Raw genomic sequence first — 22,105 nt, 5'->3', positions numbered from 1 at the left:
AGCGATTACGCTTTTCCTTTTACTTATAATAATTAAAAATTCGTCCAGATGCGATATCTGCAATTTCTTCTGGAATAAATGTTTTACTTATATCAGTACCAACATTTAATACAGCTGTAGCATCTTTCTCAATGCTACCAAATAACTCTTTCCCACGTATCGTAATAAGGGGCGTTCCTTCTGGCAACACATCTTTTACAAATTCCATTTGTGTAAAGAACGGAACGATCCATCTACCTTCTCCTTGGAAATGACGCAAACGAAGTATTCCCTCTGTTGCCCCGTCCTCTGCTTCTAGTGAACCAGCAACATAAAACTCAGTAGATAAGAGCAATTCATAAAATTCCTTTTGCTTCTGTTTATCATCCCCTGCTACAACAAGTACCTCTTCTAATTTCTTTACTGAAATTTGCTCCATATGATGCCACCCCTATTTTCAAAATGATTGTACTTAGATTATACGAAATATTCTTATTTTTTTCTACATAATTTGTAATTATTTTCTTAAAATAATTTTAATACTTCTTTTGTCGTCACAATCGTAGCAAACTCTTCATGTAAATTTACAAGTGTCATACTGTGAATATCTTCTGCACTATACTCCTTACCATCTAAACCTTTACGGTTAAAAGTAGCCGTTGCATCACTCACTAAATATGTTGTAAATCCTAAATTCCCTGCCATTCGTGTCGTAGTTTCCACACAGTGATTTGTCGTTAATCCTACAACCACTACTGCATTACATTTGTTCTCTCTTAATTGCTCTTCTAAATTTGTCCCAATGAACGCGCTATTAACGAATTTATGAATAACCACTTCCCCAGGTAGTGGTTGCACTTCTTCTTTAAAGTTTACCGTTTCCGCTCTCTCATAAAACATTGACTGCGCATTTTCTTTATTTACATGTTGAATATGAAAAACTGGTCGTTTCCTTTTTCTCCATTCTGCTAACAAAATTCTCATGTTTTCTTCAGCAAAAATATTATTTCTCTCGCTCCAATCTGGTAATTGAAATGCCTTTTGTACATCGATTATGATAAGTGCTATTTGATTTGTCATCATTTCCCCCTTAATTTGGCTGTAATTGAAATAGAAAACCAAGTTGTTGTGACGCAGTAATAAAGCAAACATAGGCGCAAAGCTCTACAATTTCTTTTTCTGTCCAATATTGTTTTAATACGTGAAACATAGTATCATCTATTGCTTTTCGGTCATGAACAAATGTATGCGCAAAAATAACAGCTACACCAATCTCCTCTGCCTTTTGCACATCATCAGGTCTTCCTTTTGCCATACAGTACGGACATTCATTCCCATACGCTAATATTCTTCTCACTTGCTCCTTCAACTCTGCTGAAAGAGTTCCTTTATTGTACAGTGTATCTTCTAACGTAATCCACGAATGTAATATATCCGAATTATGCCCTAATAACTTTTGAAACTTTGTATCTCCTACATTTGATAATGAAATTCTCTCCATTATTTCCCCTCCTATTTCCTTCTGTTTTATTGTAAAATAAATAACGTTCACTTTACATTTCATATGAATCTTAATTTATATTTTTCCTTTACAAAAATCATTATTTTACTGGAGGTATATTTACAAATGCAACTAGACCGTGTTGATCGAAAAATTTTAAATGAATTATATAATGATAGTCGCCTTTCTATGCGTGAATTGGCGAAACGAGTAAACTTATCTGCTCCGTCTACTTCAGAACGTGTTCGTAAGCTCGAAAGCGAAGGTGTTATTCAAAAATACACAATCGATATTGATTATAAAAAAGCAGGACTCGTTTTAGATTGTATTTTAGAAATCACTTTAAAAAATGGTGATACAACACGTATGCAACAGTTTATTCAGTCTTATCCATCTGCAAGTTTTTGTTACCGAGTAACAGGAAGCTTATGCTACATTGTAAAAATTTCTGTTCCTTCACTCGTTGAACTTGAAGAATTTATCAATGATGTTTCTTCATATGCAACGACAGTTTCTCATATCGTATTATCAGAAGTATCTCTTACTCCTGATATTGAACATATCTTCCCAGAAGATTAATTTATTTTTATTCATAAAATATCGAAAAACCCCTTACAATAAGAATAAAAATAATATATTATGTATTAAAATACATAAAGTTCGAGAAAGGGGCTTTACATTGAAAATCTGGTTTTATGAAAAAACGGCACAATTAGATGACTTGCTTGGTATTTGGGACAATGTTCCAACCATCCCACGAATTGGTGAAAAAGTTGAGATTTTAAAAACAGTCCGCACTGTTACAGATATTAAATATGTAAAGAACGGTAATAATTTTCGTGTGGAAATTATTACAAATTAAAAAGTAGCTCTTAAGGAGCTACTTTTTAATTATCTATTATGTGCTTTCTTTATAACGATTTTATCTTCTTCTACAGATACTGTTACATAATCATTTTCTTCTAACCGAAGCTTATTTACAGCCACATCTGGTAACTCTATGGCCATCAATCTATCGGTTACGATCACTTGACTATACACTTCATTTTCTTGTGATGAACTCACTACTTTTTGCTCATTTATAAAACGTACTGGTGGCACGCCAACTTCTTTTACTGTACGCCATTGTTTCCAAACATAAGGAATTAACCAAAGTAATCCAACAACTGTAAGACCGATACCAATCCATAAATTACTTTGCGCTTGTAATTCAGTAATTGAGATTGTACCACTTTCTTCTCCACCAAAAAATTGCATACTTGTTGCAATCAAATTATTTAGAGCGTGCACAGCTATATTCGTCCATATATTTTTTGTCTTTATATATAAAAGACACATAACGACACCAAACATGAACGCACCAATAACATCAAAATGTCCTAAGCCAAAAATAATTGAAGATATAATTACAGCTTTTTTAATTCCCCATTTATAAGCCATTCGCTGTAAGAAAAATCCCCTAAAAATAACCTCTTCCATAATAGGTGCTAACACACATGCTGAAATGAAAGTAAATATCGTCATATATACGTTACTCGTATTAATAACATTTCCGTCTTCTAGCATAGTAACTAAGAAATTCGGTAACGTATGTGCTAATATGTAAAATTGAATCTGAGATATGCCAACTGAAAAAATCATTCCCATTATCGTTGCTAATACAATTAATCCCCAAGGTAAATGTCCTGGCTTATAAAAAAAACTGTTAAATACAATATTATTTTTATTTGTTTTTACGTATAGCCAAAGTAACGGAAATACAAAAAATACAGTTATTTGTGAAATAACCTCCATCGTATTCTCAGAAACATTTGCTAGACCTAATGGGATGATTATAAGGAGCACCCCTATAATCATCCATCCAAAAAAGCTACGTAGCCTTATACGTGAAAATGCATAGTGCATATAGAACACCCCCAAAGATAGTAAAAATACAATAAAACTTTAATCAATACTTTATAGGCAATCCTTTCCCTATAAATAGCAGGATAACTAAATTATAATATGAATATAGTTGAAATTCTTCCTATTTTTCTCAAATCATTTCAAACAGCATATCTCTTAAAATAACATATCGCTGTTCTTCAGGTTGCAATCTAAGAGAAATTTATGTAATAAAAATCCCCGTTTTTACAAGCGGGGATTTCTTTTATTATAATACGTCACGTTTTTGGAATAATGCACTTGATGCTACAAGTAACACAACAAAGTATGCAGCTACAAGTAATAATGAAGTTGTAAACGTAAATTCTGTAAATGTTGGTTCCATTCCACCATTGATTAATTTATTACTATCGTAAGCTCTTAAATCCAAATGGTTGAATACTACAAACTTCGCTACACCTTTTGCAAACATTATTAATACCATATTAATTGCACCTTGTAAGAAGAATAGGAACATCGTAATAATTAATGGTAATACAGATTTTCTAAAGACATTTGCTAGGAAAAATGCAAGTGTTGCAAAAAAGAACGGTGAAAGTAGTTGATATAAAGTGGACTTCATTACGATTCCTAATGTTAATTCTGTTTTACTACCATCCATTACAATACCGCCAATAATCATTGCAATTAGCATACCAGCTAATACGATAAATAACATTGCTAATAACACTGTAATATATTTAGAAAATAAAACTGCAAGTCTTTTTCTTGGACGGATTAACAATTGTTTAATTGTACCTTTTTGGAACTCATCAGTAAGAGTACGGGCAGCAAGTGTAATCCCAAAAATCGTTGTAAATAAAACAATTAAGCCAATCTCTGAGTTTGCATAATCTAAATATGACCCCTTAAACTCATCACCTTTTCCCCACTTCAACATTGCTAAAGTACCTAAAATTTCGAGTGCCGCAATGACACCAATTAAAATATACATACCTTTTTTCGCATGCAACTTTAAAAATTCATTTTGAATTAATTTAAACATTACGCTTTCACTCCCCCAGTAATCGCTAAGAACTCATCCTCTAACGTTTTATTTTGAACAGTAACGCCATATACAAGCACATCAGCATGAACAAGTTTTTTTACAAGTTGTGGAATGTTGTCTTTTGTTACAGATGCTACAATTACATTCCCTTTTGCTTTGCCTTTAATGATTTCATTTGCTTTCTGAACTTCATCTACTTCAAACGCTACAACGACTGCCTCATCATGTTTCACTTTTTCATGTAAGTTGTACTCTTGTACAAACTCACCTTGTTTAATAATAACAACGCGATCACACATTAATTCAATTTCACTCAATAAGTGACTTGATACGATTACAGCAATATTCTCTTCTTTCGCTAAACGTTGTAAATAATCACGAATTTGGCGAATACCAGCTGGATCTAATCCATTTGTCGGCTCATCTAAAATTAAGATTTTCGGCTGATGAAGTAATGCCTGTGCAATTCCTAAACGTTGTTTCATGCCAAGTGAATATGTTTTCACCTTTTTATGAATCGCATGCTCTAACTCAACAAGCTTTATAATCTCAGCAATGCGCTCTTTACTAATTGGTGTAATGGCCATATTCGCAAAATGCTTTAAGTTTTGCATTCCTGTCATATAATCATATAGTTCAGGATTTTCTACAATCGCTCCAATTTGCTCTAGTGCCTTTTCACGCTCCGAGCGAATACTATGTCCACAAATTGTAATATCGCCCTCTGTCATTGAAATAAGACCTGTCATCATACGGATCGTCGTCGTCTTACCGCTACCGTTCGGCCCAAGGAATCCGTATACTTCTCCTTCACGAACCTCAAATGATAAACCACGAATAATTTCCGTTCCACCAATCTTTTTTCGAACATTCTCTAACTTTACTACTACGTTTCCCAATGCTGATTCCTCCTTTAGACTTCTAGTTTTTTATCGATAATATAAGCAATTACATATATTATTAGAGCACTAACCATTACCATGAAACTTATATTAAAAATGTTAAATCCATTTTCTTGAAACATATTAATAAATAGACTCTTGCTTTCACTATGATATTCTACTCTTCGCAATACTTGGAAAGCTGGAGCTAATTTTCCTAGCAAGGTTGTCGCTAAAGTAATCGCTATATTTATTACTAGAAAAATAATAACAATTAGTATATTTTGCGCCTTTTTCTTTTTCGTAAGTAACTTAACTAGAGTAATTACTAATATGATTTGTAACACACTAAACAAAAACTCAAATAAATCACTTATCATATATATTAAATTATTAATTATGCCTACTTGCATAATCTCTTTTGCCTCTACATATACAGAAGTCTTAGGAAAAGCTAATACATAACTTACGTAGAAAAGAATTCCACATATCCCATACCATATAGCCATTGCAATAAATGAGAAAATAAGCATAGAAATTACATATTGTTTCCCAGATATTGCTGTAAGTCGTAACATTGGATTAGTCAGTAAGCGTGAATATGATTTCATTGTTTGTATAAACATATAAACAATATAAAAGAAAAATATAATCATAATGATTCCAAATATACCCTCTTGTCTACTGATAGCCGCATCACTTTTTCTTACAATCATTTGTGAAAATAACACAGCTTCAATTAGCACAAAGAGTAAAAAAGTAACAATATATCTTTTCTTATTTACATTCCATAAATAGGAAAGTACTGACTTCACTTACTAAACACCTCCTTAAACAATTCATGAACTGCTTTTCCTCTCTGAAAACGAATTTCTTCTACATTTTCATATAGAACCATTTCTCCATCTTTTAAAAAGATCACTTCATCAAAAATATTTTCAATTTCATTTATTAAGTGAGTGGAAATTAATATCGTACAATCTTCCCTATAGAACTGTAGAATTAGATCCAATACATGTTCTCTAGAAAGAGGATCTATCCCGCCCAACGGCTCATCCAGTACGTATAGCTTCACTTTTCGAGAAAACGTTAAAATAATCTGCAGCTTCTCAACCATACCTTTTGACAATGCTGTAATTTTTTCTTCTAACGGTATTTTAAATTCTGCAATCGTATCTACCGCTTTTTGAATATCGAAGTCTTTATAAAAATCTCGGTAAAAAAATAAAGCATCTTTTACAGTCATCCAATCATCAAAGACTGGCTTATCGGACATAAATGAAACGATTTCTTTCGTCTGTAATCCTACCTTTTTGCCGTCTATTGTAATACTACCTTCAGAAGGGTGTTGCAAGCCTGCAATCATTTTCAATAACGTCGTTTTCCCGCTCCCGTTATCTCCAACAAGCCCAACGATTTTCCCTTCCGTAATCTCTATGTTTAATTCACGGATCACTGCTTTTAATCCGTATCTCTTCCATAAGTTTTCTATTTTCAATAGCTCTGTCATTGGCTCTCCTCCCTCTTATCATGTAATGAAGAACGAAGAATTGTAAGAATTTCTTCTTCTGAAAAACCTAAATTGTCCATTCCATCTATAAAAGAATGAAGTAATTCTTTCGCCATCTCTTTTCGCAGCTCCATAATTTTCTCCCCTTCATTCGTTACATACCGTCCCATTCCTCTACGTGTGACAACAACTCCATCCCGTTCTAGCTCTTGAAATGTACGCTGAATCGTATTTGGATTCACTTGTAATTCACTCGCTAATTCACGGACAGAGGGAATTTTATCACCAGGCAATAAATGTCCTGTTACGATCTCTTTTTTTATGTATTCCATTACCTGAATGTAAATTGGTGTATTTGGAGAAAACTCTATTTTCATTTCTTCCCTCCTTTTGTATCGGTGTACTAGTTAAATAATACACTGATACAAAAGGTTTGTAAATACCCATTTAATTACAAAAAAGTTCTATCCGTTAAACGAATAGAACTTCCCAAATATAAATCGCTATACAAAAATAATAGTGTTATGTAAACAAAATTATAAAGAAAAGCTGTCTTATTAATCAATAAGACAGCTTTTCCTTATAATCCTATATTAAAAGTTAAACACGAAGTCATCGTCAGCTAACTTTTCAACGTTCGTTGCTTTTACGTAACCATTTCCTTTTACAGAGAAGAAATCATGGTTTTTCGTATCTGTACGTAAACCATTTAAAACGATTGGGTTAATTTCTTCTTCTTCAAACTTCGGCTCAAGTCCTAAGTTCATAAGCCCTTTATTTGCATTGTAACGAACGAAACGATTTACATCTTCTACAAGACCGATAGAAGTGTAAATTTCTTCTGTATAGGCCATTTCAATTTCATATAGTTCCATTAATAACTCTTGTGTTTCTTTTTGCACTTCTTGTTGCTCTTCTACAGAAAGTTCTGCGAAGATTTGTTGTGCTAAAATACCGACGAATACGCCGTGAATTGACTCATCCTTTACCTTCACATAAGTTCGCTACTCCTATGCCGTTTATACAGCTTACAGTTTCCTGTAAGAAGAGACTATATCATCTACCTTCTCAGGTAGCCCTCCATTTCGATTTAAGGGATTCTCACCCACCGCTTGGCCCTACTCCTCTTGCGGAATTTCACCGCCATTGGGATAGTCGTTGAACGTTCCTTTATCTACGTATCGCACCCACCACTGTTTATACAGTTTTCGATGTCTGATACGGCTTCCTGTGCCGCTCGATAACCCATGTTTTCTTTCAATGGATGCATTAGATTCACCGGCTTGTAGCATCTGAACGATATCCAAAAACATTTCAAGAGTCACACGTCCCCTTGTTTTCAGTTGGTGTTCAGATTTAACCGGCATATAATTTTGCACTTTTCCCCAAAGATATTTATAACGTTTCTTATGTCGAATTAAAGATACATAATTAGGATGAAGATTATACATATCAGCAATTTCTGGATTTGTCTTTCCGCACTTTAGTAGTTCTACAATCTCAAAAAATTGTGCATCTGTAATTTTTGATTGTGGATTTTTTTCACCTATAACACGTTGCCTTTTCTTCTCTAATTGTTCTTCAGTGAATTTAATTCCACCCAATCCTTCTCCGCCTAACGTCAAGTTATAGCCATTATTATAAGAATCATACAGCCAAATATACTGTTGCTCAATCTCACTCAATTCTTCCAATGAACATTCTACTTCCTCTAGAATTCCATATTCTAAAGTGGATTCATATTTACAGTATACTGCTTGTAAATACCTATTATAATGTGTACCACTCTTTAACATCCACATATGTTCCCTAATTCGTTTTAAATTTGAAACGTTCACATCTTTACCAATATAATACTTCCCATTGATTTTTAAATAGTAAATTCCGTACATGTTATCGCTAGATAAAGGCTTCGCTGCTGATTGCCCTATCAGCTATTCTCCTTTCCATCTATTGATAGTTAGAGAATAACCTGAATGCATATATTCATCAATAATAATACAGATAAATTTACAATAGGGGGTCCCAGCAATTAAAAGGGTTTTTCAATTGGTATCTCTACCAAAAGCCGCCATAAGTTAACGGATAATAAGGTTAATAATTTCACCACTTGCCGTCAGTTTACCTTGACCAGCTAAGTAAAGTGGATAGAAAAATCCACTATAGAATAAGTAACTTTCTAAGAACACACTTGCTACCATTGCCATGTATAACTCTTTTTTCGTTACTTCAGGCTTTAATAAACGACGATAGTAACTAGTAATAATACCAGCTTTTTTCTCAAGTAACGGATGATTGTCTACCCAGTCAAAAATATCATCAATTTCTTCTTCTGTAGCTAATGTTGTGAAAATGTGACTATAACTTTTCGCATGTACTTCTTCCATAGCTCCCATGAAAGCTAATACACTTTTCGCTTGTAAATTTTCAAGATGAACAAGTACAAGTGGCATTCCTTCGCCACCTTGTTTCGTATCTAAAAGTGTTAAACCACCTAATACACGCTTATAAGCAATTTGCTCTTCTTTCGATAATTGCACCCAAGTATTTTTGTCAGACGAAACCGCGATTTCTTCTTCTGTCCAAAACTGAGCGATGTTTTGCTTCCAAAACATTAAACTGAAATCATCTTCCTTTTTATTCCAGTTAACAGCGCGCATTGAATCACCCCTATATCTATTATTGTTCTACTGAACGGTTAAATTTCCATCTAACAATGAAAAGCTAACCGTTTAGTAGAACAAACCAAGTATGAGCAGGGTTCATAACCCTGCTCATACTATTGGGTTATTCATTTAGTATGGCAATATGCCATTAAACGGTACAAGCCACACACTCTTCCACGCTTAATTTACGTGTTCTCGTATAATACAGACTCTTTAAGCCTTTTTTATGTGCATAGATGTAGTAACGTGCTAATTCACGTGTTGAAATATCACTATTAACGTAAAGAATTGTACTAATTCCTTGGTCAATATGTTCTTGAATTTCTGCGATTAAATCAATTAATTTAAACTGATTCATATCGTAAGAAGATTTATAGTACCAGAACGTATCTTTTGATAAATACGGCATTGGATAATATGTTGTCGCATTCGCATATGTTCTTGATTCGATTTGACTTACGATCGGCATTACGCTTGAAGTTGCATTTTGAACGTAACTGATTGATTGTGTTGGAGCAATGGCAAGACGATATGAGTTGTATAAACCATTCTTCTGCACTTGCTCTTTTAAACTTGTCCAATCTTCTTTTGTCGGAATATGAATTCCTTCAAATAGTTGCTGAACTTTTTCAGTTACAGGACTGTAATCTGTCGTTTCATACTTTTCAAAGTATGTGCCATTCGCATAATCAGATTTATCGAAGTCTTTAAATGTCTCGCCTTTTTCTGTAGCGATTTCCATACTTTTCTCAATAGAATAGTAATTTAACATCATAAAGAATGTACGAGCGAATTCTTTCGCTTCTGCACTTTCATAAGCGATTTTATTTTTTGCTAAATATCCGTGTAAGTTCATTGCTCCAAGTCCAACTGAATGAAGCTCGTCATTTGCTTTTTTCACAGTTGGTGCATTCGGAATAATCGTCATATCAGAAACAGCTGTTAAAGCTTCCATTCCCGCATGAACTGCTTCACGAATTTCTTTATTTTCCATTACGTTTACGATATTTAACGATCCTAAGTTACAGTTAATATCACGACGGATAATGTCATCTGTACCGTAATCATTTATTTCTGAAGTTTCTTGAAGCTGGAAGATTTCTGTACATAAGTTCGACATCTTCACAGTTCCAATATCCTTCAATGGATGTTGATTATTTGCATTTGATTTAAACATTAAGTATGGGTAACCAGACTCAAGCTGAATCATAGCGATTTTAATAAGCATATCACGTGCACTAATATCTAGTGGCTTCTTCTTCACTTTCGGATTGCTCATTAATTCATCGTACATTTCATCAATGTCAATATCATCTAAATGCTTGCCATATTCTTTATAAACCGTATAAGGCGCGAAAACATGGAAAGGTTCGTTTTTCTCAGCAAGCTCAAAGAACTTACTTGGAACGATAATTCCGATTGATAGAGACTGAATACGGCTCTTCTCATCGGCATTTATTTTTTTTGTATCAAGGAATTCAATAATATCCCAATGGAAAATGTTTAAATATACTGCGCCGGCACCTTTTCGTTGGCCAAGCTGATTCGCATATGAAAACGAATCTTCAAGCAATTTCATAACAGGTACTACACCACTTGCAGCGTTGTCGATACCTTTAATTTGCTCACCACGTGCGCGTAGCTTAGATAAGTTTAAAGCTACTCCACCGCCGATTTTCGATAATTGCATTGCTGTATTAATGTTAAAGCCGATTGAATTTAAGCTATCGTCCATCTCTAACAAGAAACAAGACACCATTTCTCCTCTTCTGCTTCTTCCCGCATTTAAAAAGGTTGGTGTCGCTGGTTGGTAGTTTTGTTTTACAATCATGCTTGCGAATTGTTTTGCCTTCGAAACATCACCGCGTCCTAAGTATAATGACACAATTGCTACACGATCTTCATAGCTTTCTAAGTATTGTTTTTGATCATTCGTTTTTAACGCATAATCTTTGTAGAACTTAGATGCTGCCATATAAGATTGGAACTCGAAGTTTTCACCATAAGCGATGTTATATACTTCCTCTACTTCCTCCAAGCTATACTCGTCCAGAACGTTGTAATAGTAATCATGTTCTTTCATATACTCCATTCGCTCTGCCACGCTATTAAAAGGAACGGTATTCTCTCTAGCTTCTTCCATAAAGACTTCTAATGCCTCTTTATCTTTATGAAGCTGATAAAAACCGTCCTGCATTTGCGTGATTTCATTATTCAGTTCAATGTGTCGCAATCTCCCGCACCCTTTCCTTAAAATATTTTACATCGTTATTTGTTCCAGACAACTCAAATTTTGATACAATAGGCACTTCATATTTAGTAGAAATCTTGTCAGCACTTGCACCGAACATGTCTCCCCAGTTACGATTGCCGCTTGCAGATACGCCTTTTAATTTTTCATTATTGCGCTCTAAAAAGTCTAAAACACGTTCTGGTACATTTCCAAAACCTGTTGTATACGTAATAAGAATAAAGTCTTCATCTATTACTAGATCTTCATCAATTTGAACGGCCGGCATATTTAATTTGTGAATGAAACGCTTCACGTTTCCTGTCATAGAATCATATGCAACTAACATTTCCGACCCTCCCTCTCAAATCTATATTCTCTATATGTCGTTCTTGATTTCTCTATATATTGTATTACGTTTCAAAATAAGACACAAGATATATGTATAAATTCTTTCTTTTTTTAACTTTTACTTTTCGACATGATAGCCGTTTTTTTTCAATACAATGACTATGAAACAACATTCTAAAACTCATGTCAATAAAGTGCTTTTCAAAAAAGTTGTCAACGAATTTAACCTTATTTTTAAAAAAGTTAATAATATATTTTGTCATAAAACGGTAGATGCTGAAGAAATATATTTCTCCAGCATCACGCAAAAAAAGAACAGATATGAAACGATAATCTGCTCTAAAAAACGATTACATTTATCAAATTTACCTTATTAAATATATTATACATATACTTTCGTTTTTCGTTACATACTAAAAGATAACTATTATAGAAAAAGATTATTATTATGGAACTTCAATTTATTTATGAAAAGTTTATTCAGAGTACTCAATGCGCAAAATATCTTTTACAAATATATGATGTGGATTTTCATCTTTATCAATCATTGTACATACAGGAGCCTCTTCATCAAAGTATACAATCAGTCCTTCTACGTACTGATATGTATGTTGAACTTGTACAGTTACTTTAATTTCTATTGCTTCTTCATATGCTCTTTTTATTTTCTGAAGCATTTTTGCTGAACATTTTCGTTTCTCTGGATACATAACCATTCCCATAAATCGATTGCCGGCTCTATCTTTCCACATATAATCCCAATGTGGTAAAATGCCTTGTTTAAAATCGCCCATAATTCCCCTCTCCTTTATCTTTTATTTATCCCGCATGAAACGTCCGTTTGGTGAAGGCTACTAATCAGTGAGAGATGCCCTGCTGATCAAAATTCCCCCTTATGAACGTGGCGTTTCTGAATATGTATAAATCACTTGCCCGCCTCGCTGTGCGTTACCAATGAAATGCTTAAAGTCTTCTCTATTTACAACAACTTCTCTGAACGTATAAAATACATCTTTCGTAACAACATACTCCTTTATTTCACCATTTTTTAGCTGATCTAAAATTGTATTTGCTAATTCTTTATCCATGTATTTCACCTCTCTGCAATATTTTATTTTATCTTATATTCTATAGGTCAACAACTGTAAATTTATCCCGCTATTTGCAGGTAGTCCGATTGGTGTTGACTACTAATCAGTCGTGGAATGAACAAAAAATCTTACTGATTAACGTTTCACTTTATCTCGTTGTTATGCCATGATTTTATTTTCGTTATTTCGCAAACAATATTGTTTTACTATATGTCCACTAAATATCATATACTAACATAGCTACTTCTCTATATCAAACATTTCGGCATTCAATTATGCAAAGTTCCATACCACTATGCTACAATATACAAATAGAACTAGGAGGGATACTATGATTCGGAAAGCAAAAAAGACAGATGCAATGGCAATAGCTCCTTTATTGTATAATGCTCTGCATGAAATTGCTGAAAAAATCACAGGTAGCACAGTTGAAGCAGAAGTATTACTAGGACTTGAGACATGGTTCTCAAAAGAAAATAACCGTCTGAGCTACGAAAACTGTTTTGTCTATGAACAAGACGAGAGTGCAGTTGGAATTATTGTCGCTTATCACGGTAGTGAAGCAACACAGCTTGACGCACCAATTGTACATCACTTAAGAGCATTACATAAAGATGAATCAATTACGTTAGAAAAAGAAGCTGAGCTTGATGAGTATTACATTGATACATTATCAGTTTCAAGTGCACACGGCGGAAAAGGTATAGGTTCTAAATTAATTGAAGCTGCCGAAATCTATGCAACTGAAAAAGGGCATAAAAAAATCGCTTTACTTGTTAATTTAGAAAACAAACGCGCCTATTCACTATACGAAAAGTTAGGTTATAAAAAAGATGAAATTGTTATGCTAGTAGGGGAACCTTATGCTCATCTCGTAAAACCATTAAACGTCAAAATTTCTATATCTTAAAAAGAAAGCACACGATTTATATAAATCGTGTGCTTTTATGTTAAATTTGTATTTAATATATTTCCATCCATCGCCTCGTGAAACGTATATGTTGTACATCCCCATGGCTCTCTGTGCAAAATAGGAGAACCAGACCATCCCATCGCTCTCAGTTCGGCACCAATCATTACATTCACATAATTATGACCTACAAGAGCTATACTTCCATGTACGAGAGCATAACGATGTAACAGGTAAGCCGCTTGCCTTACCCTCTCTCTTACTTCCTTATAAGACTCAACATCTTTATGGTAGCCAAGTATCCATAATGTTCGTCCAATGAACATCCATACCTTAATTGTGCATTTCAACCACTTCGGAGCAAAAAAGCATGAAGGAACTTCAGCTTCTCTAAAAAGAGAATTTTGCATAAAAGATAAAGAATCCGTCAATTCAGCTGCTGATTGTACAGCACGCCTTTGATCACTTGTTAAGACAAATTTCGCTGCTTCAATTGCCTCTATTGTTTCTATCGGTATTTTAGCTTTTTGTATCATTGACTCGGAATCATACTGTTTCATCCATTCGTGAAATGAATTAATTGTCATCGGTTCTCTTATACGACTTAAACAACCATGACGAATAAAAGAAATCTTCATTCTTTTCACTCTCCATTCATCACTTATGAACTCTATTATGCACTAGTTCTAAACATCATACCACGCAAAAAAATAAAGTTATATACCTTTACATCTCCCCACCACTATCATGTGTTATCGAAGCATGGATACCATCCATCCCATCAAAATATGTACTCGTATCATATTGACGAATCTTTTTTAAATGCATATAAGAAAATAAAAATAAAACTAAAGCTATAACACTCCCCACAAATTCAAACATCATTTTACCGCCTCTAATTTCTCCCACTTCAGCAGGTTATTCTACTTTTTCATTATACCTCGATATAAAGATTCTCGCATTTTTGCTATTTTTTCTAAAAAACATGGATTTTCTACATATTTTCTTACAAAAAGTGAATATTTTTCGAATTTTTACTTTGGAAACATTTACAAAGTAGGAAATATGGTTCAAAATAGGAGGAAATAAAAAAACCCAAATTTATTCTTTTTTTGGGAAAACTGTAACAAGGAGAGTTGCTTATGCAGATCGCAGAAACTGGAGATATCATCGAATTTAAAGGTGGAATGCAAGGCCGTGTTCAAAAAGTAAATCAAAACTCTGTTATTGTTGATATAACAATTATGAAGAATTTTAGAGAACTAGATATGGAACCTCTTACAGTTGTAAGTCATAAAAACTATACTGTCATTAATCAAAATGCATAATATAATAGAAAGAAAGGGCCTATATAGTATACAGGCCCTTTCTTTCTATTAACGATTATCAATTGTTTCCGGATATAGATCGTGGTTCATCATGCGGTAGTCAGCCATTTGTTCATACTTCGTACCTGGGCGACCGTAGTTGCAGTATGGATCAATTGAAATGCCACCACGTGGTGTGAATTTCCCCCATACCTCAATATAACGCGGATCCATTAATTTAATTAAATCGTTCATAATAACGTTCATGCAATCTTCGTGGAAATCACCATGATTGCGGAAACTAAATAAATACAACTTTAAAGATTTACTCTCTACCATTTTTTGCTCTGGAATATAGCTAATATAAATTGTTGCAAAATCTGGTTGTCCTGTTTTCGGGCATAAACTTGTAAATTCAGGACAATTGAACTTTACAAAATAATCACGGTTTGGATGATTATTATCAAATACCTCTAATATTTCTGGGCTATATTCAAATAAATATTTTGTATTTTGATTTCCTAATAATGTTACATCTTTCAAATCTTCATCTAATCTTCCTGTCATTTTAAACATCCCTTCTCATTATACGCCGCGTTTATTTCCCCATACTAACGCATGAAGCTGAGGCAATACTTTTGCATCATTCATCTCTTTACAATTTACAGCTTTATCAATCAACCACTCATACTTATCTAATAATTTTTTAATAAGCATCGCATCATCCACTGTTTTTGTATCATCGTTTCCTACTTGTAAGAAAAATGGTACCTTTGGATAACGTTCGTGCATCTTAACTGCATATTCAAAATCATGATCATCGAATACTACTACTTTTAAACTAATATCTTTTCCTGCTAGTTTCTGAATAATAGCATCTAACTTATGAAAATCTGTTTTCATCGTTGAACTTGGTGGTTTTGGAGAAATTGTTACCTCATCAATTTGAAGTAACCAATCTTGCCATTTACTCCCTTGCGTTTCAATTGCCGTTCGCATTCCATTTTCTTTTAATATAGAAAGAAGAAACTCAATATTTTTCAGTAATGCCGGATTTCCACCTGAAATCGTAACATGAGAAAAATTTTCTCCTCCAATTGCAACAAGCTCATCCCAAATATCTTCTGGTGTCATCTGTCTAATTTGATCTTTAGCTGATCCATCCCACGTAAAAGCAGAATCACACCAAGCACAGCTATAATCACAACCAGCTGTACGGATAAACATTGTTTTTTGCCCTACAACCATTCCTTCACCTTGAATAGTCGGACCGAATATTTCTAAGACAGGGATTTTACTCATCGAGCATCCACTCCCGTCTTACTTCCGCATAACTAGTCGGCGTCTCAAATAGACGAACAAATTCAACGCGAGCTCCTTTATATTCGTTCACTCGATTCTCTTTTGTTAGTGCTTCTGCCATCTTTTCATAAATCCAAACGACCATATTTTCAGCAGTCGTATTCATTGCAGGTAACGTTTCGTTTAAATAACGATGATCTAGATAAATTTCGATTTCATTTTTCCAAATTTCTTTTATATCTCCAAAGTCAATTGCAAGACCTATTTCATTTACATATCCACTAATTCCAAATACAACTTTATATGTGTGACCGTGTAAGTTTTTACATTTCCCTTCATAACAGTGTAAATGGTGTGCTGCATCAAATGTAAATTCCTTGCTGACCATTACTCTTTTATTATGGTATTTGAGTTGTTTACGCTGAATATCCTTGTCCATTTTTTGCAAATTCTCTACGATGCGAAATCCAAAAAAGTTATCCATTAGTTATTCGCTCCTTCGCGTTCTTGTAGGTACGTATCTAACCCTGCTTTACGAAGTTGACATGCTGGACATTCACCGCAACCATCACCAATGATTCCGTTATAACATGTTAATGTTTTTTCTCGAACAAACTCAAATGCTCCAAGTTTATCTGATAATTTCCATGTTTCAGCTTTATCAATCCACATAAGTGGCGTGTGAATAACAAACGGGTAATCCATAGATAAATTTAAAGTAACGTTTAACGATTTCACAAACACGTCACGGCAGTCTGGATAACCACTGAAATCAGTTTCACATACACCCGTTACAATATGACGTGCTCCAACTTGTTTTGCTAATACAGCAGCAAATGATAAGAAGAGTAAATTTCGTCCATCTACAAATGTCGATGGCAATTCACCTTCTTCATGTGTAATCTCCATATCCGTTCTCGTTAACGCATTTGGAGCAAGTTGATTTAATAGACTCATATCTAGTACCGTATGCTTTATTCCTAGCTCTTTTGCAATTTCCACTGCACAATCAATTTCTAGCTTATGACGTTGATTGTAATTAAACGTTACAGCTTCTACCTCTGCAAACTGCTCTATTGCCCAAAATAAACATGTCGTACTATCTTGTCCTCCACTAAAAACAACAACTGCTTTTTCTTTTTTCATTTCACTCATTCTCCTTCTCTACTATAAATAAGAAGAAAGAACGTTCTTGAACTGTCACAATAAAAAAACAAAACAATACCTAAGGATATTGTTGTTTCCATAGTTTTTTATAGAGGGAGTTCGCGAACCTCTCCCGCGCGGTGCACGGAATTTCTTCTTTCATTGACACAGCTTATTGTAACATATTGTATACTAGCGTAAAAATTTCTGATTTTTCTGCTATTTATTATTTCATTTCTTTCATTTTATAGTATGATTAATTTAATCTAAGAAGAGAGGAGGCATCCCACTGAAATCCTTTATTATTTATCTCTTTTTAAATATATTATTCATCCTGATTACAATGCTCGTATATCATTTATTTTGGAATCAAAAAGGGAAACGCTCTCCTAAATTAAATTCAGCTATATTCATTGTACTCTGTTGCCTCGCTACCGTACTCTGTATTACATTTGCAGCAAAAACAAATAATGGTTTTCAATTTGATATGCGCCATATTGTATTAATTGTCGGTACATTAACGGGAGGGCCTATTGCTGGTGGTTCTATCTTAGTTGTATTAAACATATATCGCTTATTATTAGGGGGGGTAGGTGTTTTCCCATCTCTTATCGGTTCTGTTCTTCTATTTATTGTTCTACTATTAACATATAAATTTTTTAATCGAACTTCTAATCGTATAAAAATAACACTTGCTATTATCTACAGTCTCACATACGGATTTATTTGGATACCCTTCTTCCTTTCAAAGGTTACAAATAAGACTGATTATATACCGCATATTATTGTGTATGAGTTATGTTCAATGCTTGGTACGATTCTAATTCTATATTTACTACACATATTACAAACTCAAGTTCGTCTCCAAAACGAACTTATAAATGCTGAAAAGTTTCATTTAATTGGTGAAATGGCAGCGTCTATCTCTCATGAAATTCGCAATCCATTAACTTCAACGAAAGGGTTTTTACAACTGTTACAATCAGATACCTGTACTGAGCAGGAACGAAAATTATATATCGACATTGCCATTAACGGCATCGAACAAGCAAATCATGTTCTTACAGATTATTTAACCTTTGCTAAACCAAGCATTGAAAAAGAACAAACATTACAGTTAGAAGAAGAATTACTACATGCATTGTCGTTAATTACACCGCTTGCTAATTTAACAAATGTACGTACTCATTATATAAAGCAAAGCACTTCTTTTTTTATCGCTGGTGAAAAGCAAAAACTAAATCAATGTTTATTAAATATTTTAAAAAATTGCATTGAGGCTATGCCAAAAGGCGGTGACCTTTATTTCACATTAGTTCCTGATCATAAGCATATTCAGTTATATATAAAAGATACAGGAGTCGGTATGGATTCAGAACAAGTAAAACGTCTTGGCTCTCCTTTTTATTCAACGAAAGAAAAAGGTACTGGACTTGGAATGATGGTCGTATTCAGTGTTGTTCAAGCTATGAATGGAAAAATTGATATTATAAGTGAAAAAGGAATCGGTACAACCTTTTTATTAACTTTTCCACTCATACAAAAAACGTGATGAAATAATCATCACGTTTTTTCTGTTCCTTCAACTAATTCAGCAAAAGCTTTCACTTTTCCGTGCGGTTGTTGATTTTCTTTACGTGCTTTCCAGGCGCGCTCTTCTTCTCGCTTCTTTTTAGACATGTTTTTTCAGCTCCTTCTTTTCTTTCTCCATGTAGTATTCCAAAATAAGAAAGAAAACTATGCACGTATCAAAAAAGAAGTGGTTTCCCACTTCTTCCACTTTAGCGTTGCAAAATTGCATGTTTCGCCTCTTTTAACTGCGTAAGATGTCTTTGTTCATGCAAATCAAGAAATTGAACCCATTGATACAAATTCAGATCATTAAAAACAGGATGCTTTAATCCATTTTCAAATAAATCTTTTTCATCTATAACACTATGAAGCGCGTGTAATAGTTCTTGGCGTGAATGTTCTAGCAATTGAATTCCTTGCTGTTTTTTCATTAAAGTTTCTGTTGGTTGCATTTGCTGAGGAGCTTCTCGTTTATGTGTGCGATCAAGCGTAAGTTGGAGGTCTTTAAATGGAGTCATGTTTCTTTCCTTTTTTTGTAAAGCATATACAAGGGCAGACGTGACAGATTGTTCAACTAAATGCAAGTGGTGTAAAATTTGAATAATGCTCCATTTATCACGGCGTGGCTTTACATTCACTTCTGTGTCATTTAACATTTCAATTTCTGATAATAGCGTGCTTCGAGTAGACTGTAATGAGTTTACTAAACTTTCTAAACTTACATCCATATTAGATTGAAGCATACTTGTTCCCCCCTTTTGTTTGTGAAAAGAGGTGCTCCTTATTAGAAACACCTCTTCAGTATTCTGAATTTTCTTTTATTATCTCATCATTTTCCCATTATGTCGATGTTAAACATGTGAAAAAAAGCGCATGTTTTTTACAATTTTGTGTCGTCAATCGCATGTAACCATGCTTCAATTTCTGTAATAACACTTTTCACACAGCCTTCAGCAAATGGTGATGTTAAATTTGCAACTTCTACTAATTCTAAGAACGATTTACTTCCACCTTGTTGGCACAGATTCACATAATCTTCCCAAGCCTCTTGTCTATTATCTCTTGCACGTTTCCAAAATTGTAGCGCACAAATTTGAGCAAGCGTGTAATCAATATAATAGAACGGCGAACTATAAATATGTCCTTGACGTTGCCAAAAACCACCGCGCTCTAAATAATCATTATCCTCATAATCACGATGCGGTAAATATTTCTTCTCTATGTTACGCCATGCTGTCTTACGCTCTTCCGGTGATGCTTCAGGATTTTCATATACATAATGTTGATATTCGTCAACAGATACACCATAAGGTAAAAACAGGAGTGCTGAACTTAAGTGAGAGAAGTAATATTTATCTGCATCTTCTTCAAAGAATAGCTTCATCCATGGCCATGTAAAGAATTCCATACTCATAGAGTGGATTTCACATGCCTCATATGTTGGCCAATTATATTCTGGAATTTCAAATTTACGACTTTCATATACTTGGAAAGCATGACCTGCTTCATGTGTTAATACATCAATGTCACCAGATGTTCCATTGAAGTTTGAGAAAATAAATGGCGCTTTATAATTCTCAATATATGTACAATATCCGCCGCCAGCTTTTCCTTTTTTCGCAACTAAATCTAATAAATCATTATCTAGCATGAAATTGAAAAATTCATCTGTTTCAGCCGATAACTCTTTATACATCGTCTTTCCATGATCAACAATCCAATCCGCATCTCCTTTTGGAGTTGGATTACCTGTAGCAAACTCAAAATTTTCGTCGTAATAAGCTAACTTCTCTACACCGATACGTGCTTGTTGTCGCTTTCTTAATTCCGTTGTAACAGGAACGATATAATCCAGCACTTGCTGACGGTAATTAGCCACCATCTCCGCATTATAATCTGTACGGTACATTCTTGCATATCCAAGTTCAACAAAGTTTTTGAAACCTAAAGATTTTGCGATTTTCGTTCTCACTTTAACAAGCTCATCATAAATACAATCTAGTTCTTCCTCATTTCCAGCTAAAAATCCGTAGTATGCTTCACTTGCTGCTTTACGTTCGCTTCTTTCTTTTCCTTGCATAAACGGAATCAGTTGCGATAACGTTCTTTCTTCTCCAGCAAAGTCAATTTTTGCAGATGCTAATAACTGTGTATATTGCGATGATAATTTATTTTCTAATTGTAAATCTTTCACGACTTCATCTGAATATGTTTTTAAATCACATTCTGCTAGAGCAAATAATTGTTTTCCATAATACGCCTCTAATTCTTCACGAAATGGAGAATTAATGAGTGCCTTATAATATTTTGTACCATATCCTTGTACAACTGGAGAGAATTCATCAAAGAAATCCTGCTCCTCCTTATAAAAAGTATCCGTCGTATCAACAGAATGGCGAATGTAACAAAGGTTTCCCATTGTACCAAAATCGTTGCGAATCTCATTAATTGAATGAATGACTTGTTTTTGTTCTTCTACAGTTTTTGCGTTATCAAACTTCTCTAAAGCAACAGTAAATTTCTCTTTTAACTCTTCAATATTTGGGCGTTTATATTCATAGTCTTTAAATGACATGAACGAGCCTCCTCTCCATTACATACCTTTATTATAATTCAATACGTATTCTCGAATCCCCTCTTAATTTTCAACAAATTTCGGCAGTGACTGCCCTGAGTTCATTACAAATAAAAAAGCCTTGGATTTATTTATCCAAAGCTCCTTTGGAA

28 protein-coding genes, 2 pseudogenes and 1 riboswitch are annotated in these 22,105 nt (G+C 34.0%); of the genes and pseudogenes, 5 read left to right on the top strand and 25 right to left on the bottom strand.

Going from position 1 to position 22,105, the window contains the following annotated elements; all coding sequences use genetic code 11:
* Nucleotides 1–19 precede the first annotated feature (19 nt).
* From NST86_RS07035 to NST86_RS07025, 3 genes are all read right to left on the bottom strand, one after another.
* A complete protein-coding gene (locus tag NST86_RS07035) occupies nt 20–418 on the bottom strand; it encodes an SseB family protein (protein WP_000435265.1) in 399 nt (132 codons plus the stop codon).
* Nucleotides 419–504: 86 nt separating this feature from the next.
* The gene (locus NST86_RS07030) at nt 505–1,059 is read right to left on the bottom strand and encodes a cysteine hydrolase family protein (protein WP_016117458.1); all 555 of its coding nucleotides are present in this window, start codon (nt 1,057–1,059) and stop codon (nt 505–507) included.
* Between the two features lie 10 nt (nt 1,060–1,069).
* Complete coding sequence (locus NST86_RS07025; protein ID WP_086423857.1) at nt 1,070–1,480, bottom strand: carboxymuconolactone decarboxylase family protein; 411 nt, start codon at nt 1,478–1,480, stop codon at nt 1,070–1,072.
* 126 nt (nt 1,481–1,606) lie between these two features.
* Between NST86_RS07025 and NST86_RS07020 the strand changes: the two genes are divergently transcribed.
* Nucleotides 1,607–2,059 carry an Lrp/AsnC family transcriptional regulator gene (locus tag NST86_RS07020; protein ID WP_001175505.1) on the top strand — a complete coding sequence of 151 codons (453 nt, stop codon included), beginning with the start codon at nt 1,607–1,609 and terminating at the stop codon, nt 2,057–2,059.
* 100 nt (nt 2,060–2,159) lie between these two features.
* Nucleotides 2,160–2,342: a DUF3913 family protein gene (locus NST86_RS07015; protein ID WP_000707107.1), complete on the top strand. Its 183-nt coding sequence runs from the start codon at nt 2,160–2,162 to the stop codon at nt 2,340–2,342.
* Nucleotides 2,343–2,371: 29 nt separating this feature from the next.
* Here the strand turns inward: NST86_RS07015 and NST86_RS07010 are convergent, their stop codons facing one another.
* The 13 genes and pseudogenes from NST86_RS07010 to NST86_RS06950 all read right to left on the bottom strand — a co-directional run bounded on the left by NST86_RS07010 (nt 2,372) and on the right by NST86_RS06950 (nt 13,138).
* Entirely contained in the window at nt 2,372–3,385 is a 1,014-nt protein-coding gene (locus NST86_RS07010; protein WP_061662876.1) for a type II CAAX endopeptidase family protein, read from the bottom strand.
* 247 nt (nt 3,386–3,632) lie between these two features.
* The gene (locus NST86_RS07005; RefSeq protein WP_000475427.1) at nt 3,633–4,409 is read right to left on the bottom strand and encodes an ABC transporter permease; all 777 of its coding nucleotides are present in this window, start codon (nt 4,407–4,409) and stop codon (nt 3,633–3,635) included.
* Nucleotides 4,409–5,311: an ABC transporter ATP-binding protein gene (locus tag NST86_RS07000; RefSeq protein ID WP_000528786.1), complete on the bottom strand. Its 903-nt coding sequence runs from the start codon at nt 5,309–5,311 to the stop codon at nt 4,409–4,411. The genes NST86_RS07005 and NST86_RS07000 overlap by 1 nt, the downstream gene beginning before the upstream one ends.
* 14 nt (nt 5,312–5,325) lie before the next feature.
* The gene (locus NST86_RS06995) at nt 5,326–6,108 is read right to left on the bottom strand and encodes a hypothetical protein (protein WP_016117455.1); all 783 of its coding nucleotides are present in this window, start codon (nt 6,106–6,108) and stop codon (nt 5,326–5,328) included.
* Nucleotides 6,105–6,803: an ABC transporter ATP-binding protein gene (locus NST86_RS06990; protein ID WP_061662875.1), complete on the bottom strand. Its 699-nt coding sequence runs from the start codon at nt 6,801–6,803 to the stop codon at nt 6,105–6,107. The genes NST86_RS06995 and NST86_RS06990 overlap by 4 nt, the downstream gene beginning before the upstream one ends.
* Nucleotides 6,800–7,180 carry a GntR family transcriptional regulator gene (locus NST86_RS06985; protein ID WP_000687512.1) on the bottom strand — a complete coding sequence of 127 codons (381 nt, stop codon included), beginning with the start codon at nt 7,178–7,180 and terminating at the stop codon, nt 6,800–6,802. The genes NST86_RS06990 and NST86_RS06985 overlap by 4 nt, the downstream gene beginning before the upstream one ends.
* A gap of 216 nt (nt 7,181–7,396) precedes the next feature.
* Nucleotides 7,397–7,792: pseudogene (locus NST86_RS06980) on the bottom strand (ribonucleotide-diphosphate reductase subunit beta); the annotation flags it as partial.
* A 129-nt stretch (nt 7,793–7,921) separates the two neighbouring features.
* A complete protein-coding gene (locus NST86_RS06975) occupies nt 7,922–8,695 on the bottom strand; it encodes a GIY-YIG nuclease family protein (RefSeq protein WP_025967045.1) in 774 nt (257 codons plus the stop codon).
* 189 nt (nt 8,696–8,884) lie between these two features.
* Nucleotides 8,885–9,463 (bottom strand): annotated as a pseudogene (locus NST86_RS06970) (ribonucleotide-diphosphate reductase subunit beta); the annotation flags it as partial.
* Between the two features lie 154 nt (nt 9,464–9,617).
* Nucleotides 9,618–11,702: a class 1b ribonucleoside-diphosphate reductase subunit alpha gene (gene nrdE / locus NST86_RS06965; RefSeq protein WP_001215835.1), complete on the bottom strand. Its 2,085-nt coding sequence runs from the start codon at nt 11,700–11,702 to the stop codon at nt 9,618–9,620.
* Nucleotides 11,689–12,048 carry a class Ib ribonucleoside-diphosphate reductase assembly flavoprotein NrdI gene (gene nrdI, locus NST86_RS06960; protein ID WP_000959448.1) on the bottom strand — a complete coding sequence of 120 codons (360 nt, stop codon included), beginning with the start codon at nt 12,046–12,048 and terminating at the stop codon, nt 11,689–11,691. The genes nrdE and nrdI overlap by 14 nt, the downstream gene beginning before the upstream one ends.
* Before the next feature lie 478 nt (nt 12,049–12,526).
* Entirely contained in the window at nt 12,527–12,844 is a 318-nt protein-coding gene (locus NST86_RS06955) for a hypothetical protein (RefSeq protein ID WP_000502196.1), read from the bottom strand.
* Between the two features lie 99 nt (nt 12,845–12,943).
* Entirely contained in the window at nt 12,944–13,138 is a 195-nt protein-coding gene (locus tag NST86_RS06950; protein WP_000356684.1) for a hypothetical protein, read from the bottom strand.
* A gap of 334 nt (nt 13,139–13,472) precedes the next feature.
* Between NST86_RS06950 and NST86_RS06945 the strand changes: the two genes are divergently transcribed.
* The gene (locus NST86_RS06945) at nt 13,473–14,051 is read left to right on the top strand and encodes a GNAT family N-acetyltransferase (RefSeq protein WP_000619548.1); all 579 of its coding nucleotides are present in this window, start codon (nt 13,473–13,475) and stop codon (nt 14,049–14,051) included.
* Between the two features lie 35 nt (nt 14,052–14,086).
* Here the strand turns inward: NST86_RS06945 and NST86_RS06940 are convergent, their stop codons facing one another.
* Entirely contained in the window at nt 14,087–14,689 is a 603-nt protein-coding gene (locus tag NST86_RS06940) for a phosphoglycerate mutase (protein WP_000703097.1), read from the bottom strand.
* 88 nt (nt 14,690–14,777) lie between these two features.
* Nucleotides 14,778–14,933, bottom strand: coding sequence for a hypothetical protein (locus tag NST86_RS06935; RefSeq protein WP_016117452.1), 156 nt, complete (start codon nt 14,931–14,933; stop codon nt 14,778–14,780).
* A 260-nt stretch (nt 14,934–15,193) separates the two neighbouring features.
* Here NST86_RS06935 and NST86_RS06930 point away from each other — a divergent pair, with 260 nt between their 5' ends.
* Entirely contained in the window at nt 15,194–15,379 is a 186-nt protein-coding gene (locus NST86_RS06930; protein ID WP_001165082.1) for a YkvS family protein, read from the top strand.
* Between the two features lie 48 nt (nt 15,380–15,427).
* Here NST86_RS06930 and queF read toward each other — a convergent pair whose 3' ends face one another.
* The 4 genes from queF to queC are packed head-to-tail and all read right to left on the bottom strand — an operon-like array spanning nt 15,428 to nt 17,806.
* Complete coding sequence (gene queF / locus NST86_RS06925; protein WP_001986050.1) at nt 15,428–15,925, bottom strand: preQ(1) synthase; 498 nt, start codon at nt 15,923–15,925, stop codon at nt 15,428–15,430.
* 18 nt (nt 15,926–15,943) lie between these two features.
* The gene (gene queE / locus NST86_RS06920; RefSeq protein ID WP_000036297.1) at nt 15,944–16,660 is read right to left on the bottom strand and encodes a 7-carboxy-7-deazaguanine synthase QueE; all 717 of its coding nucleotides are present in this window, start codon (nt 16,658–16,660) and stop codon (nt 15,944–15,946) included.
* Nucleotides 16,653–17,144, bottom strand: coding sequence for a 6-carboxytetrahydropterin synthase QueD (gene queD / locus NST86_RS06915; protein ID WP_000368414.1), 492 nt, complete (start codon nt 17,142–17,144; stop codon nt 16,653–16,655). The genes queE and queD overlap by 8 nt, the downstream gene beginning before the upstream one ends.
* A complete protein-coding gene (gene queC, locus NST86_RS06910; protein ID WP_000711604.1) occupies nt 17,144–17,806 on the bottom strand; it encodes a 7-cyano-7-deazaguanine synthase QueC in 663 nt (220 codons plus the stop codon). The genes queD and queC overlap by 1 nt, the downstream gene beginning before the upstream one ends.
* A 93-nt stretch (nt 17,807–17,899) precedes the next feature.
* Nucleotides 17,900–17,943, bottom strand: a riboswitch (PreQ1 riboswitch).
* Nucleotides 17,944–18,149: 206 nt separating this feature from the next.
* On the opposite strand from queC, the gene kinB reads away from it, so the two are divergent.
* Complete coding sequence (gene kinB / locus NST86_RS06905; protein ID WP_000964153.1) at nt 18,150–19,358, top strand: sporulation sensor histidine kinase KinB; 1,209 nt, start codon at nt 18,150–18,152, stop codon at nt 19,356–19,358.
* A gap of 11 nt (nt 19,359–19,369) precedes the next feature.
* On the opposite strand, the gene NST86_RS06900 is transcribed toward kinB, so the two are convergent.
* The 3 genes from NST86_RS06900 to NST86_RS06890 form a co-directional block, all read right to left on the bottom strand.
* On the bottom strand, nt 19,370–19,486 hold the full coding sequence (locus tag NST86_RS06900) for a DUF6254 family protein (protein ID WP_000038355.1): 117 nt from the start codon (nt 19,484–19,486) through the stop codon (nt 19,370–19,372).
* A 101-nt stretch (nt 19,487–19,587) separates the two neighbouring features.
* Entirely contained in the window at nt 19,588–20,121 is a 534-nt protein-coding gene (locus tag NST86_RS06895) for a DinB family protein (protein WP_000941970.1), read from the bottom strand.
* 137 nt (nt 20,122–20,258) lie between these two features.
* A complete protein-coding gene (locus tag NST86_RS06890) occupies nt 20,259–21,953 on the bottom strand; it encodes a M3 family oligoendopeptidase (protein WP_086423856.1) in 1,695 nt (564 codons plus the stop codon).
* Nucleotides 21,954–22,105 lie beyond the last annotated feature (152 nt).

Origin of the sequence: Bacillus sp. FSL L8-0199 (assembly GCF_038005705.1) — a bacterium.
In the GTDB taxonomy this organism is placed as follows: Bacteria; Bacillota; Bacilli; order Bacillales; family Bacillaceae_G; genus Bacillus_A; species Bacillus_A cereus.
The sequence above is the reverse complement of the archived record's forward strand: the minus strand, read 5'-3'. Positions and strand labels throughout refer to the sequence as shown.